The following is a 13462-nucleotide window of genomic DNA, read 5'->3' as shown; positions in this document are numbered from 1 at the left end:
CGCCGGTCTTCCCCTCCTCAGCAGATCCGCGGCAGTTGCTCTCCGACCAGCATGTCGACGATGCGCGTACCGCCGAAGGCGGAGGTCATACGCACCGGGACGCTGCCCCTCTCCGTCGCGCGCCCGACGATGACCGCCGCGCGCCCCGATGGCAGCGCGCGCATGGTGGCCAGCGCCGCGTCGGCCTCTGCCTCGGGCACGAAGAGCACAAGCGCGCCCTCGTTCGCCAGATAGAGCGGGTCGAGACCGAGGATCTCGCACATGCCCTTCACCTCCGGGCGAAGGGGCAGCGAGGCCTCGTCGAGCTCCACCGACACGTTCGCCGCCTCGGCCATCTCGTTCAGCGCCGAGGCCAGACCGCCGCGCGTCGCGTCCCGCGCGGCCCGCAGGTTGGGGCAGGCCCCGGCGACCGCTGCCATCAGGTGGCCCAGCGCCTGGCAATCGGACTGCAGCGGCGCCGACAGCGCCAGATCGCCGCGCGCGGCCAGGATCGTGGCGCCATGGTCGCCCAGCACGCCGTTCACGATCGCCACGTCCCCGGGCCGGATGTGTACCGCGCCCAGATCGCGCCCCGGAGGGATCACGCCCACGCCCGAGGTGGTGATGAACACCGTGTCGCAGGAGCCCTTCTCGACCACCTTGGTGTCGCCGGTGACGATCTTCACGCCCGCCGCCTCGGCCTCGCGCGCCATGCTGGCCACGATCCGGTGCAGCAGCGCGATCTCGCAGCCTTCCTCGATGATGAAGGAGGCCGAGAGCCACAAAGGCTGCGCCCCGCCGACGGCAAGATCGTTGACCGTGCCGCAGACCGCGAGCTTGCCGATGTCGCCGCCGGGAAATTCCACCGGCGTCACCACGTAGCTGTCCGTGGTGAAGGCCAGCCGCGCACCCGGCACCTGCAGCGCATCCGAGCTCAGCCGCGCCTGATCCTCGCCGCTCTCGGGCCGGAAGACCCCGGTGAAGACCTCTTCGATCAGGTCGCGCATGGCGCGACCGCCGCCGCCATGGGCCAGTGTCACGCGCTCCCCGCGCAGGCGGGAGGGTTTGGAGGGCATGTTCATTCCGCCGGCTCCGTCTCCGAGGCGACGCGCGCGCCGCCGTAGGTCCAGTAGGCGGCGCAGGCGCCCTCGGAGGAGACCATCAGCGCGCCCAGCGGCATGTCTGGCGTGCAGCCGCGCCCGAACTGCGGGCAGGCGGTGGGCTTGATCCGGCCGGTCATCACTGCCCCGCAGGCGCAGCCCTCGGGCTCATCGACCTTGGCGCGGACCACGGCGTAGCCGATGCCGAACTTCGCCTCGGCGTCGTAGGCGCGGTAGGCCTCGCGGATACGCAGCCCCGAGGCGTCGATCTCGCCCAGCCCGCGCCATTCGAACGACGGGCGTTCCTCGTAGACCTCGGCTATGGCCGCAAGCGAGACCGGGTTGCCGTGCTCGGGCACCACGCGGGCATATTGGTTCTCGACCTCGGCGCGCCCGTCGCGGATCTGTTCCAGCACCATCAGCACTGATTGCAGCAGGTCGAGCGGCTCGAACCCCGCCACGACGATGGGCTTGCCGTAGTCGCGGGCGATGAAATCATAGGGGTGAATGCCGATCACCATGGACACATGACCCGGCCCGACGAAACCGTCGAGCTTCATGTGCGGATCGTCGAGCAGCGCCTTGATGGGCGGCGGCACGGTGATGTGGTTGCAGAAGACGGTGAAATTGCCGATGCGCTCGCGCGCCGCCTGCTGGATCGTCAGCGCGGTCGAGGGCGTCGTGGTCTCGAAACCCAGTCCGAAGAACACCACCTCGCGGTCGGGATTGCGCCGCGCCAGTTCCAGCGCGTCGAGCGGCGAATAGACCATGCGAATGTCGCAGCCGTCGGCCTTGGCCTGCATCAGCGACTTGCGCGAGCCGGGCACGCGCATGGCGTCGCCGAAGGTGGTGAAGATCACGCCCGGACGCTCGGCGATCTCGACGCATTCGTCGACGCGGCTCATGGGCAGCACGCAGACCGGGCAGCCGGGGCCGTGGATGAACTCGATGCCCTCGTGCACGAGCTTGTCGAGCCCGTAGCGGAAGATGGCGTGGGTGTGCCCGCCGCAGATCTCCATGATGCGGACGGGCTCTTCGCGCGTTGCGCCGATCTCGCACGCGACGCGGGCGATGGCCGCCAGCACGCCCTTGGCGGCCTTGGGGTCGCGGAACTCTTCGACGTATCTCACTGCGCATTCTCCCGCACCGGCTCGTCAAAGGCGCGCGCGCCCTGCTCCATCGCCTCGAGCGCCTCCTGCGCCTCGCCAAGCCCCCGCAGCGCCTCGAGCGTCTCGGCGGCCTCGTGTTCGTCGATCACCGCCATGGCGAACCCAACGTGGATCAGCACCCATTCGCCCACCAGATCGGCGAGCGGGCGGTCGGAGACCGGCGCCAGAGAGACCTCGCGCTGCACGCCCGAGACGTCGGCCATCGCCATCAGGCGGGCCTCGTCGGTGATCTCGACGATCTGGCCGGGAATTCCCAGACACATGGCTCAGTCCTCCTCCGTAACGGTCGCGTGCGGCTCGATGCCGTAGCGGTCCAGTTTGGCGCGCAGCCCGACGCGAGAGAGCCCGAGCTCTGCCGCCGCCTTCGACTTGTTCCATTTCAGCCGGGTCAGCGTCTCGCCGAGGATGCGCATCTCCATCAGCTCGACCCGGTCCTTGAGCGTGCCTTCCAGCGTGCAGAGATCGGTGCCGCTCACCGGTTTCTCGCCGGCGGCGAGATCGCCGTGGTTGCCCGCCTGCAGGATGTGGCGCGAGATCAGCTCGGGCCCCAGCGTCATGTCCTGCGCGAGGATCAGCATCCGCGTCACCTCGTTGCGCAGCTCGGGCAGGTTGCCCGGCCAGTCGTAGCTCTCGAGGAATTCCAGCGCCGGGCGCGACAGGCCCCGCACCGGCTTGCCATGGGTCTCGGCCACCTCGTGCAGCATGCGTTCGGCCAGCATCGCGATGTCCGGCACCCGCGCCCTGAGCGGCGGCATCGCAAGCTCGGTCACCGCCATCTCGTAGAACAGGTCGCTGCGGAACTGGCCCCGCGCGCAGAGCGGCCGCAGGTCGCGGTGGGCGCCGAAGATCAGCCGCGCGCCCGAGGTCAGGGTCTCGTGCCCGCCGATGGGCTGGAAGCCGCCTTCGCTCACGAGGTGCAGCAGCTGGAGCTGCATCGCGGGGCTGAGCGCATCGACACCGTTGAGGAACAGCGTGCCGCGGTCGGCGCGCTGCAGCATCCCCGCCTTGGCCTGCACCGCCCCCGGCACCGCGCCGCGCTTGGCGCCGAAGAGCTCGGCCGCCAGCACGTCGTCGGACATGCCCGCGCAGTTGAGCTTGTAGAACGGACGGTCGCCACGCAACGATCCGAAATGCATGGCCCGCGCGAGGTCGGTCTTGCCGGTCCCGGCCTCGCCCGAGATCAGCACCGGCACCTCGAAGCTGGCGTATTGCCGGGCGAGCGAGATCGTCGGGTTGAGGGGGGAATCCACGCCCCGCAGCACCTTGTCGAAGCCCGAGGCCTCCTGTGCCTGCTGGCGGCGCGCCTGAAGCTTCTGCGCGGCGGTGTTCCCGAGGTAGCGCATCTCGAGCGACATGCGCTCATGCTCGCGGCTCAGCTCGAAAAGCCGCGCGGCGTTGCGCACCGCCATCAGGAACTGGTCAGGATGCCACGGCTTGGTGATGAACTGGTAGATCCCCGCCTTGTTGATGGCGTCGATCATGTCCGAGCTCTCGGTGTAGCCGGTGACAATAATGCGCACCGTCTCGGGCCAGCGGTCGCGCACGTCCGAGAGCAGCTCGACCCCCGTCCGCCCCGGCATCCTCTGGTCCGAGACCACGACCTGCACCCAGTTCTCTTCCATCAGCCGCCACGCCTCTTCGGCGTCGGTGGCCTCGAGCACGTGGAAATCGTCCTCGAGCGCCATCCGCATGGAGGCGACCGAGAACGGTTCGTCATCGACGACGAGCACCGTGGGAAGGCTGGGCGCGGCCATTATTCAGCGGCCTGAGCGAGACGCTTGGCTGCGGCCTCGCTGCGCAGCCAGCCGATCCACTGGTCGAGCCCCTCGCCGGTGCGGGCCGAGACGCGGATGATCTCGATGGTCGGGTTCACCCGGCGCAGGTTCGCCTCGTAGAGGTCGAGATCCACATCGCAATGCGGCGCGAGGTCGATCTTGTTCAGCAGCGCGATGCGCGCGGCGGTGAACATGTCGGGGTATTTCAGCGGCTTGTCCTCGCCCTCGGTGACCGAGAGGATCGCCACCTTGGCATCCTCGCCGAGGTCGAAGGCGGCAGGGCAGACAAGGTTGCCGACGTTCTCGATAAAGAGCGTGGCGCCATCGTGCAGGTGCAGGTGGTCAAGCGCGTGGCCCACCATGTGGCCGTCGAGGTGGCAGCCCTTGCCGGTGTTCACCTGCACCGCAGGCGCCCCGGTCTCGCGGATGCGGTCGGCGTCGTTGCTGGTCTGCTGGTCGCCCTCGATCACCGCCACGTCGCCCGCGCCGTCGGCAGTCATCGCACGGATGGTGGCGCAGAGAAGCGTGGTCTTGCCCGAGCCGGGCGAGGACACGAGGTTGACCGCGAAGACGCCCTGCCCCGCAAGCCGTGCGCGGTTGGCGGCGGCGTAGCGGTCGTTTTCCGACAGGATCCCGGTCTCGATCTCGATCAGCCGCTCCTGGCTCATGTTGCCGACCGCGACGCCAGCCGCGCCCTGGCCGAAATGGATGTCGCCGTGGGCGCCGTGGTGGTGCCCGTGAGGGTGGTCGTGGGCGTGACCGTCGCCATGGTGATGATGGGCATCACCTTCTTCGTGACGGTGGGTGTGACCCGCGCCGTGGTGATGGTGATCGTGCCCATGATGATGGTGCCCGCCAGGCCCGTGCTCGTGGCCGTGGCCATGGTGGTGATCATGGGACTGACCTTCGACGGACCCCGTCCCGCATCCGCAAACCGTGCACATCAGATAACCTCCATATCCTTGATTCTCATCTCGTCGCCCCCGTCGGGCATCAGCTTGCCGCCGCCGCAGTTCGGGCAGGGGTCGAGCCTGTGCTCGATCTCCACCGTCTCCATGCAGTCATAGCAGAGCGCCCGCCCCGGCAGGTCGATCATTTCCAGCGCCGCGCCCTCGGCCTTGGAGCCGCGCATCACCACCTCCCAGGCGAATTCCAGCGCCGGCTTCTCGACGCCCGCGAAGCGCCCGATCTCGAGCCGCACCCGGGTCACCCGTGCGATACCGGGATCCGAGGCCGCCCGGTCCACGACCCGGCGAATGCCTTCGCAGAGCGACATCTCATGCATCCCGGACCTCCGTCAGGGACACCGGCGAACACGGGTCGAGAATGTCGAGCAGCAGCGTGCCCAGCCCCCTCTTCTCCGCCGGCAGTGTGGCGAGTGACCGGGCGAGGATGCCTCGCTCGGCCAGCAGCGCATCGGTGGGCGTAACCCGGTCGAACGCGGTAACGCGACCGTCTTCGGCCACGATATGAATGGCATAGGCCCCGCGCGCCGCCGGAACAAGCGCCCGCGCATCCCGGGCCTCGATGGCGGGCAGGATGCCCCGTGCCACCGCCGCGATGTCGTAGAACCGCGCGGTGGCGCGCCACAGCGGCCCGCGCCCGTGGCTGGCCTCGATGTGGCGCATCACCGGGTGGGCGGCGTGACGGGCGGCAACGGAGTTCTCCTGCGCGCCCCGCTCCCAGATCGTGTCGAAGCTGACGCCCGGCAGCGCGCCCGACACCGCCTCGCCCGGCGCGAAGAGCGCGGCGATCCGGGCCAGCGGCGCGGCGAGCGGGCCGCCCCCGCCGAGGAACGTCGCGAAGGCATCCGGCGTCTGCGGCGCCACGGCTTCGGGCCCGAAGAGCTGCCCCAGCAGCGCGTCGCCGCCCGCGCGCCACCCGACCGGCAGCGGCTGCGGCGGCAGGTCCAGCAGGCCGGGCCAGGTGACGAAGAACTTCAGGAGATGGTCGCGAAGACTGTCCTCGCAGATGGCGGCGGCGGGATCGGCCCCCCGGCTCCCCAGCGCGGCTGACACCGCCGCCGCCTGCGCCCCTCGGCAAAGGTTGAAGAGCCGCTGCAACAGCCCCTCCGCCTCTGCGACCGGCTTGCCCAGCAGGAGATGCGCCACCGGTTGGGGCGTGGCGGGCTGGGCAATGAGCCGGGTTCGGGGGCGCGTGTCGAGCATCAGCCCGCGTCCCTCACCTCTGTCGCGTCCTGCGACAGGCCGCCGGTCAGCACGGCACGGCGGCTGGGTGCGGGATCGACCGGAGCCTCTTCGGCCTCGGCGGCAGCGTCGACCGCCGCCAGTTCATCCTCGCGCGCGGCGCGGATCTCGGCCGAGCGGTCGGTCTCGGCCCGGTGCTCTTCCTGGAACAGCGCCACCATCACCGCGCGGGCCACGTCGGTGGCATCCTTCTGGCGGGTGAACTCGTGCATCGGCGAGAACAGCGAGCAGGCCTTGTAGCCGCCGGTCAGTTCGCGCGTGTTGTGGATGAACTCGTAATCGCCCGAGGGGAAGGAGATCACCTCCTTCTCGCCCGCGCGCAGGTTCGACCAGTCCTGCCCCGCGTCGGGCAGCAGCACGAGGTTCATGAACCACTGGCTGACCAGCACGCCGAGCAGGAAGTCACCGTGCTTGCGGAACGCCACCGCCTCGACCTGCAGCGCCTTGTTGACGATCGGCACGTCGCGCATCTTGGCGTTGTAGACCTCGCGGAAGTCGGCCGCGAGCCGGTCGGTCGCCGCGCGGATGCGCGCGGCCTCGAGGATGTCCGGCGCGCCGGGGTCCTCGAGCACCATGAACTGCTCTTTCGGCGCCGAGCAGTTGGGGCAGGACCAGTCCTCGGGCAGCGCCGAGAACGGCGTGCCGGGCTCGACCTGTCGCGTGTCGTCGCCCTCTGCCGGCTCGTAGGGCGTCCAGCAGATCTTGCACTCCATGATCGCCTGTTCCGAGATCCGATCGTTGGCGCCGAGATAGCTGCCCTCGAAGCTCATCGGATCGCCTCCAGCACTTCGCGCAGCCGCCCGGCGCTGTCGCTCAGGTCCTCGGCAGCGGCGAGCGCGACCTCGGGCATGTCGGTAACCTCGAAGGTGTCGAGGATCAGTGTGTCCATCGAGTTGAAGAACTGCACGCGCCAGACGTGGGGCAGCGCCGTCGCGGTGACCCGGCAATTGCCGTAGCCGCGCGACAGGATGTCGGTCGAGCCCTCGCCCAGCCGCGCGTCGAGCCACGCCAGATCGCCCTCGGTGTGCGGCAGCAGCGTGAGGTTCACCACGTGCAGCTCGCGCGTCGCGGCGTAGGTGGCGCTCTTGTCCTGAAGCTCGACCAGCAGCGCGGGGGCATTGACCACGCCCATGCCCGGCTTGTCGCCGGTGGCGCGGCGGTGCGGCTCGAAGGCGCGGCTGCGGGCATCAGACGGCGCGCTTGCCACCTCGATGGCGTCGAGCCCCGCGCCGTTCAGCACCCAGATCCCGGCAAAGACCGATTCCTGCGCGCGGATCGCGGGAAGGCCGCGGATCTTCATGGCGACCTCGCCCTCGCCCATGGTCTCGGCGATCAGGCGGCGGTTGGCGGTGTCGAGCGGCGTCAGGTCGAAGCGCTCGGGCTTGCCGCCCCCGGCCACCCGGTCGGCGGCGTCGGCGACGCGCGCCATGAGGGTCATCGCGGGGGCGAGCCCCTCGGCATCCTCGACCTCGGGGAAATGCGCGGAGAAGGTGCGCATGTCCTGCGGCATCGGCATGTATTCGAGCGTCTCGTCCTCGGGCTGCGAGCCGGGGCCGTAACCGACGGGGGGCATGTGGAAATTGCTGACCATGTCTGTCTCCGTCAGGCGGCCGGGGCCGGGATGGCGTTGAGGATCTGCGGGATGCGGGCCATGTAGTCGTCCCAGTCCCGCACCTTGGGAATGCCGCCGAGCAGCTGGCCGTCGCGGAAGAAGATCAGCGAGGGCGTCTTGAGCACGCCGGTGGCCTCCCGCAGCTGGGCCTCGATGGCATCGTCCACGACGGCGCAGTCGAAGGCCCGCTGGAAGGTCATGTGCAGCTCGGGCAGGATCACCGCCACGTCGGCGCTTTCGAGATTGCGGGCGGGGTCACCCGGCACGAAGAGGCAATGCGCGCCGGGGGAGGTGGTGAAGGCTTTGACCTCGTCCATGGTGGCAAGGCGCGGCCAGCCGAACTCGGTCTCCAATCTGGCGATCAGGGGGTGGCTCATGGGTGTCTCCTCAGGCGGTCGCCTTGCCCTGCTGCCGCGCCGCTTCGAGATGCGGCGGCAGCGAGGGCTCGCGGTTGTCGAGATCGGCAAAGGCGTCGCCCGCCCCCGCCCCTTGCATGATGCTGCGCAGGCCGCGCAGCGCCTGCGCGATGAGCTGCGCCTCGGCCTCGGAGATGACCTCGCGGGCGTGGCCGAGATGGGTCAGGACCCATGTCCCCGGCGCCACGTCGCCGACCAGCGACAGGTCGATCAGCGCCTCGCCCTCGTCTCCGGTGGCGCGCGCGGCGATGCCGTCGACCGAGAGGATCCGCATGGGGATGCCGACGCACATTATTCGGCGGCCGGGAAGAAACGGGCGTCGCCGGTGCGGCAGGCCTCGTCCTCGGAGGGGCGGCCCGTCTCGTAGGCGCGGTGGCGGATCGAGGCGTCGGCGAGGGTGTCGGACTCCGTCCGGCCCTCGGTGGCCGCGAAGCCGCGTGTCTCAAGCCAGCCGAGCCCGATACCGACTGCCTCGGGAATGCGGGCGGCGACCACGTCACGCAGCCCGCCGCCGTAATCCTCGAGTTCCTCGGGCTGGCAGCCCACCAGCATGAGCTCGTCGGGGCAGTAGCCCATGAGCTGCGCGGTCGCGATCACGTCCTGGAAGCCGGTCTGGTGCAGGGACATCTTCTTGGCGCCCATGAAGCGCGGTACCTCGTCGCCCTCGACTACCTTCATGGTGCCGGGGGCGAGCCCGTAGTCGACCGCGTCGAAGACCACCATGACGTCGGCCTCCTCGAGGAAGGGCAGCAGGTAGAGCCCCTGCGTGCCACCGTCGAGAACCGTGACGTCCGGGCCGAAGGACCAGCGGTCGGCCAGATGCTCGACACAGCGGACACCGAAACCTTCGTCCGCCCAGAGCACGTTGCCGATGCCCAGGATAAGCGCGTTGCGGGTCATGCCGCCTCCCCTACTGCGTACCGGCGGAACCCCTCTTTCCGCCCTTCGTGGAAACCGACCTTACGCTTCGGGCGCCAATGGTTCATCGATTCATCAGGTTTTGGCCGGAAAAGGACAACCACCTGTATTCGCTTAACATTCAGCGCATTTGCACCATTGACGCAGCACCAATACCGAAAACCATCCTTCCACAAATTCGGAAAATCGCAAACCAGTCTTCCACGTGAAAACGGGCGCCCCGAGAGCGCCCGTTTCGACATGACCGGAAATCGCGAGGGATCAGTCCGGCAGGTCGTCCTTGAAGGTGCGGTGGCCGGAGATCATCGTCGACACCATCGACTGGCGGGACATGATGTCCTCGCGGATCGCGGCGTAGATGTGGATCATCATGAAGATGATGATGAACCACATGCCCAGGTGGTGCAGCCCGTGCAGGATCTGGGTGTTGCCCACCAGCCCGATGAGCCAGCCCATCACCAGGTCCGGCAGCGAGCCCTGCCCCGCGCCCTCGGCATAGAGCGCCCAGCCGGTCAGCAGCATGAAGGTGATGCCGATGGTCATGAAGAAGAACATCGCCACCTGCGCCAGCGGGTTGTGACCCACGTATTTCTTCGGCACGTCCTCGAGGAAGGCGTACCAGCGCAGCTCGTGCACGACTTCCTTCCACCACGCCTTGCGCCAGACCGGCACATAGAAGAGCTGCCTGGAGTGGTGGTTGCCCACCAGCGCCCAGTAGACCCGTCCGGCGAAGGCCACGGTCAGAAGCTGGCCGCAGGCGAAGTGGATGAAGCGGTTGTAGCCCATGACGAACTGGTGCGTGGCCTCGGCGAAGTTCATCGTCGGCAGCGGCGAGGCGATGAACCAGCCGGTGACGATCAGCGTCATGATCAGCGCCGCGTTCACCCAGTGCCAGAGCCGCACCGGCCATTCGTAGACGAAGACCGAAGTGCGGCGACGGACGGATTCGATATCCGCCGCGGTGGCGTCTCCGGTCAGGCGGGAGGTCGAGAGCGGCTCGGCCTCCCGGTTGTGGGAGTGGATGGTTCTCTGCTCCATCGTCCTACTCCTTGCGGCGGGCGCGGATCACCATCCACAGGATCCCTGCCAGCGCGGCGACACCCAGCCCGTGCAGGGGCGAGAGCAGCCAGTGCGCCACGCCGTCGGGCGGCAGGGCGGCGTCGTGACCGGCGTGGGCGAAGGCTGCCGATGCAGAGGCGAGCCAGAGTGCGATTGCCTTTTTCATGTGTCCTCTCCTCCTCAGCGGACCTTGACGTTTGCCAGCTCGTCGCCATCGGGCGACATGACGTGGGTCGAGCAGGCCAGGCAGGGGTCGAAGCTGTGCAGCGTGCGCAGCACCTCGACCGGTTCCTCGGGGCGCTCGACCCTGGTGTTCATGAGCGAGGCCTCGAAGGCGCCGATGTTGCCGGCGGTGTCCCGCGGCGAGCCGTTCCAGGTGGTGGGGACGACGCACTGGTAGTTGTCGATGCGCCCGTCCTCGATCTTGATCCAGTGCCCCAGCGCGCCGCGCGGCGCCTCGGTCATGCCCACGCCCCTGGCCTCCTTCGGCCATGTGGACGGGTCCCACTTCTCGATGTTGGCGGTGGACTGGTCGCCGTTGCGGATGTTGTTGATCAGCTTGTCGAAAAAGTGCTGGGTCAAGCGGCCGCAATACTCCGATTCCAGCGCCCGCGCCGCGGTGCGGCCCAGCGTCGAGAACACCGCCTCGAGCGGCAGCCCCATGTCGCGGAGCAGCCCGTCGACCTGGCCCTTGATGTCCTCGTGGCCCTTGGCATAGCCCACCACGTAGCGCGCCAGCGGGCCGACCTCCATGGCGTGACCACGCCAGCGGGGGGCCTTGATCCACGAGTATTTCGCGGCCTCGTCGAGCTCCTTGATGTCGGTGCGGGTGCCCTTGGCGTTGGGCCCGAGCTCGTACTTGGGCTCGGTCACGCCATCCCACGGGTGCAGGCCCTTGCCGGGCTCGCCGTAGGTGTACCACGAGTGGTCGACGAACTCCTGCACCTGCTCGGGGTCTCGCGGATCCACGTCATGCACCTGCGTGAGATCGCCGTTGATGATCGCGCCGCGCGGGAGGTGAAGTTGCTCGGGCGAGAAGTCGTTCGCATGCTCGGGGATGTCGCCATAGGCGAGGCACGCCTGCGACGACAGCCCGCCGCCGTAGAGCCAGTTCTTGTAGAACCCGCCGATCGCCTTCACGTCGGGAATATAGACGTTGCGGTTGAAATCCTGCGTCTGCTGGATGATCGACTGAACCATGTTCAGCCTCTCCATGTTGATCGCGCCAACCGAGCCCACGCCGTCGATGTTGATCGGACACGGCACGCCGCCCACCAGCCAGTTCGGGTGCGGGTTCTTGCCCCCGAAGATCGTGTGGATCTTGACGATCTCTTTCTGGAGATCGAGCGCCTCTAGGTAGTGGGTCGTGGCCATCAGGTCCGCCTCGGGCGGCAGAAGGTAGGCCGGGTTGTCCCAGTAGCCGTTCTTGAAGAGCCCGAGTTGGCCCGATTCCACGAATTTCTTCAGCCGGTTCTGCACGTCCCGGAAGTAGCCGGGCGAGGACAGCGGATGGCTGGGCGACACCGCCTGCTGCAGCTCGGACGTCGCCTTGGGGTCGGCCTTGAGCGCGTTGATCGGGTTCACCCAGTCGAGCGCGTGCAGGTGGTAGAAGTGCACGATGTGGTCGTGCATCTGCAGCGCCAGCTGCATCATGTTGCGAATCGAGTTGGCGTTGTCGGGGATCTGGATCCCCAGAGCGTCCTCGACGGCGCGAACGCTGGTCAGCGCGTGGGTGCCGGTGCAGACACCGCAGATGCGCTCGGTGAAGGCCCAGGCGTCGCGCGGATCGCGGCCCTTGAGGATGACCTCGAGTCCCCGCCACATGGTCCCGGTCGAGACCGCGTTGGTGATAATGTTCTCGTCGTTGACGTTCACCTCGCAGCGCATGTGGCCCTCGATCCGGGTCACCGGGTCGATGACGACGCGCTGGCCGCCGTTGTCGAGCGTGTAGCCGTTGGGGGTCTGGATAACCATCGGTTACACCTCCTCTTTCGAAGACTGGGTCTTCTTCTGTGCCGATTTGAGCGCCGAGACCGCCGCGTGCAACGCGATGCCGCCGCCCACGACACCCGCCGCCGCCATGCCGATCTTGTCGGCATTGGCCTCGACCCCGAACTGGGTCAGGTCGGTGACGCGGTTGTAGAAGCTGCCCTGGTCCCAGAAGCCGTCCTCGGAACAGCCGATGCAGCCGTGGCCGGACTGGATCGGGAAGGAGACGCCCTCGTTCCAGCGCACCGTCGAGCAGGCGTTGTAGGTGGTCGGGCCCTTGCAGCCCATCTTGTAGAGGCAGTAGCCCTTGCGCGCGTTCTCATCGTCCCAGTGCTCGACGAACTGGCCGGCGTCGAAATGCGGACGGCGGTAGCACTTGTCATGGATGCGCTGGCTGTAGAACATCGCCGGGCGGCCCTGCCGGTCGAGCTCGGGCATGCGGTCGAAGGTCAGCATGTAGGTGATGACGCCGGTCATGACCTCGGCGATGGGCGGGCAGCCCGGCACCTTGATGATCGGCTTGTCGGTGATGACCTTGTGCACCGGCGTTGCCCGGGTCGGGTTCGGCTTTGCCGCCTGCACGCAGCCGTAGGACGCGCAGGCGCCCCAGCTGATGATGGCCTTGGCATGCTCTGCCGCGTGGCGGAGCTGGTCGACGAAGGGCTTGCCGCCGACGATGCAGTACATGCCGTCCTCGTTGAGCGGCGGGTTGCCCTCGACCGCGAGGATGTAGTTGCCCTTGTACTTGTCGATGGTGTCCTGCAGCGCCGCCTCGGCGGCGTGGCCCGCGGCGGCCATCAGCGTGTCGTCGTAATCGAGGCTGATCATCGACAGCACCACGTCCTTGGCGAGCGGGTGCGCGCTGCGGATGAAGCTCTCCGAACAGCAAGTGCATTCGAGCCCGTGCACCCAGATCACCGGGGTGCGCGGCTTGGTCTCCATCGCGTGGGCGATCTTGGGCACGAAGGCGGGGCCGAGGCCCAGCGCGGCGGCGGTCAGCGAGCAGTATTTCATGAAACTGCGCCGGGTGATGCCCTGGCTCCGCATGACCTCGTAAAAGGTTTCGATCTGGCTCAAGCTGGCTCCCTCCTCCAGTTGACGAGTCACGTGCCACGGCGTCGCGGTGCCGTGGGATCGTGCCAGCATCCCGGTATGCCACCGCGTGCGGAAGGGATTTGCCCATGTCGCAGGAATTTCTGAAAACCGCTTTGGCTCAGAGGGTTGATCGCCGCCCGACC

General features: G+C 68.2%; 16 protein-coding genes. All 16 read right to left on the bottom strand.

The window, feature by feature from the left end; translation table 11 throughout:
• Positions 1–17: 17 nt before the first annotated feature.
• Complete coding sequence (hypE, locus tag BLQ77_RS09140; RefSeq protein ID WP_089958150.1) at positions 18–1061, bottom strand: hydrogenase expression/formation protein HypE; 1044 nt, start codon at positions 1059–1061, stop codon at positions 18–20.
• Complete coding sequence (gene hypD, locus BLQ77_RS09135; protein WP_089958146.1) at positions 1058–2209, bottom strand: hydrogenase formation protein HypD; 1152 nt, start codon at positions 2207–2209, stop codon at positions 1058–1060. Before hypD ends, hypE begins: the two co-directional genes overlap by 4 nt.
• The gene (locus tag BLQ77_RS09130) at positions 2206–2511 is read right to left on the bottom strand and encodes a HypC/HybG/HupF family hydrogenase formation chaperone (RefSeq protein WP_089958144.1); all 306 of its coding nucleotides are present in this window, start codon (positions 2509–2511) and stop codon (positions 2206–2208) included. The genes hypD and BLQ77_RS09130 overlap by 4 nt, the downstream gene beginning before the upstream one ends.
• 3 nt (positions 2512–2514) lie before the next feature.
• A complete protein-coding gene (locus BLQ77_RS09125; RefSeq protein WP_089958141.1) occupies positions 2515–4002 on the bottom strand; it encodes a sigma-54-dependent transcriptional regulator in 1488 nt (495 codons plus the stop codon).
• Positions 4002–4967 carry a hydrogenase nickel incorporation protein HypB gene (gene hypB / locus BLQ77_RS09120; RefSeq protein ID WP_089958138.1) on the bottom strand — a complete coding sequence of 322 codons (966 nt, stop codon included), beginning with the start codon at positions 4965–4967 and terminating at the stop codon, positions 4002–4004. Before hypB ends, BLQ77_RS09125 begins: the two co-directional genes overlap by 1 nt.
• Positions 4967–5308 carry a hydrogenase maturation nickel metallochaperone HypA gene (gene hypA, locus BLQ77_RS09115; protein ID WP_089958136.1) on the bottom strand — a complete coding sequence of 114 codons (342 nt, stop codon included), beginning with the start codon at positions 5306–5308 and terminating at the stop codon, positions 4967–4969. Before hypA ends, hypB begins: the two co-directional genes overlap by 1 nt.
• Positions 5301–6191 (bottom strand): hydrogenase expression/formation protein HupK, encoded by an 891-nt coding sequence (locus BLQ77_RS09110; RefSeq protein WP_089958133.1) that lies wholly within the window; start codon positions 6189–6191, stop codon positions 5301–5303. The genes hypA and BLQ77_RS09110 overlap by 8 nt, the downstream gene beginning before the upstream one ends.
• Entirely contained in the window at positions 6191–7000 is an 810-nt protein-coding gene (hybE, locus tag BLQ77_RS09105) for a [NiFe]-hydrogenase assembly chaperone HybE (protein WP_089958131.1), read from the bottom strand. The genes BLQ77_RS09110 and hybE overlap by 1 nt, the downstream gene beginning before the upstream one ends.
• Positions 6997–7821 carry a hydrogenase expression/formation protein gene (locus BLQ77_RS09100; RefSeq protein WP_089958128.1) on the bottom strand — a complete coding sequence of 275 codons (825 nt, stop codon included), beginning with the start codon at positions 7819–7821 and terminating at the stop codon, positions 6997–6999. Before BLQ77_RS09100 ends, hybE begins: the two co-directional genes overlap by 4 nt.
• An 11-nt stretch (positions 7822–7832) precedes the next feature.
• A complete protein-coding gene (locus BLQ77_RS09095; RefSeq protein ID WP_089958125.1) occupies positions 7833–8219 on the bottom strand; it encodes a thioredoxin domain-containing protein in 387 nt (128 codons plus the stop codon).
• A 10-nt stretch (positions 8220–8229) separates the two neighbouring features.
• Positions 8230–8550, bottom strand: a complete 321-nt coding sequence (locus BLQ77_RS09090) for a HypC/HybG/HupF family hydrogenase formation chaperone (RefSeq protein WP_008886932.1) — start codon at positions 8548–8550, stop codon at positions 8230–8232.
• Positions 8550–9158 carry a hydrogenase maturation protease HybD family protein gene (locus BLQ77_RS09085; protein ID WP_008887285.1) on the bottom strand — a complete coding sequence of 203 codons (609 nt, stop codon included), beginning with the start codon at positions 9156–9158 and terminating at the stop codon, positions 8550–8552. The genes BLQ77_RS09090 and BLQ77_RS09085 overlap by 1 nt, the downstream gene beginning before the upstream one ends.
• 279 nt (positions 9159–9437) lie before the next feature.
• Positions 9438–10214: a Ni/Fe-hydrogenase, b-type cytochrome subunit gene (cybH, locus tag BLQ77_RS09080; RefSeq protein WP_089958123.1), complete on the bottom strand. Its 777-nt coding sequence runs from the start codon at positions 10212–10214 to the stop codon at positions 9438–9440.
• A 4-nt stretch (positions 10215–10218) separates the two neighbouring features.
• Positions 10219–10401: a hypothetical protein gene (locus BLQ77_RS09075; RefSeq protein WP_008886831.1), complete on the bottom strand. Its 183-nt coding sequence runs from the start codon at positions 10399–10401 to the stop codon at positions 10219–10221.
• Between the two features lie 14 nt (positions 10402–10415).
• Complete coding sequence (locus BLQ77_RS09070; protein WP_089958120.1) at positions 10416–12209, bottom strand: nickel-dependent hydrogenase large subunit; 1794 nt, start codon at positions 12207–12209, stop codon at positions 10416–10418.
• A 3-nt stretch (positions 12210–12212) separates the two neighbouring features.
• Positions 12213–13301, bottom strand: a complete 1089-nt coding sequence (locus tag BLQ77_RS09065; protein WP_089958118.1) for a hydrogenase small subunit — start codon at positions 13299–13301, stop codon at positions 12213–12215.
• Positions 13302–13462 lie beyond the last annotated feature (161 nt).

Source organism: Salipiger thiooxidans (assembly GCF_900102075.1).
Classification (GTDB): domain Bacteria; phylum Pseudomonadota; class Alphaproteobacteria; order Rhodobacterales; family Rhodobacteraceae; genus Salipiger; species Salipiger thiooxidans.
The sequence above is the reverse complement of the archived record's forward strand: the minus strand, read 5'-3'. Positions and strand labels throughout refer to the sequence as shown.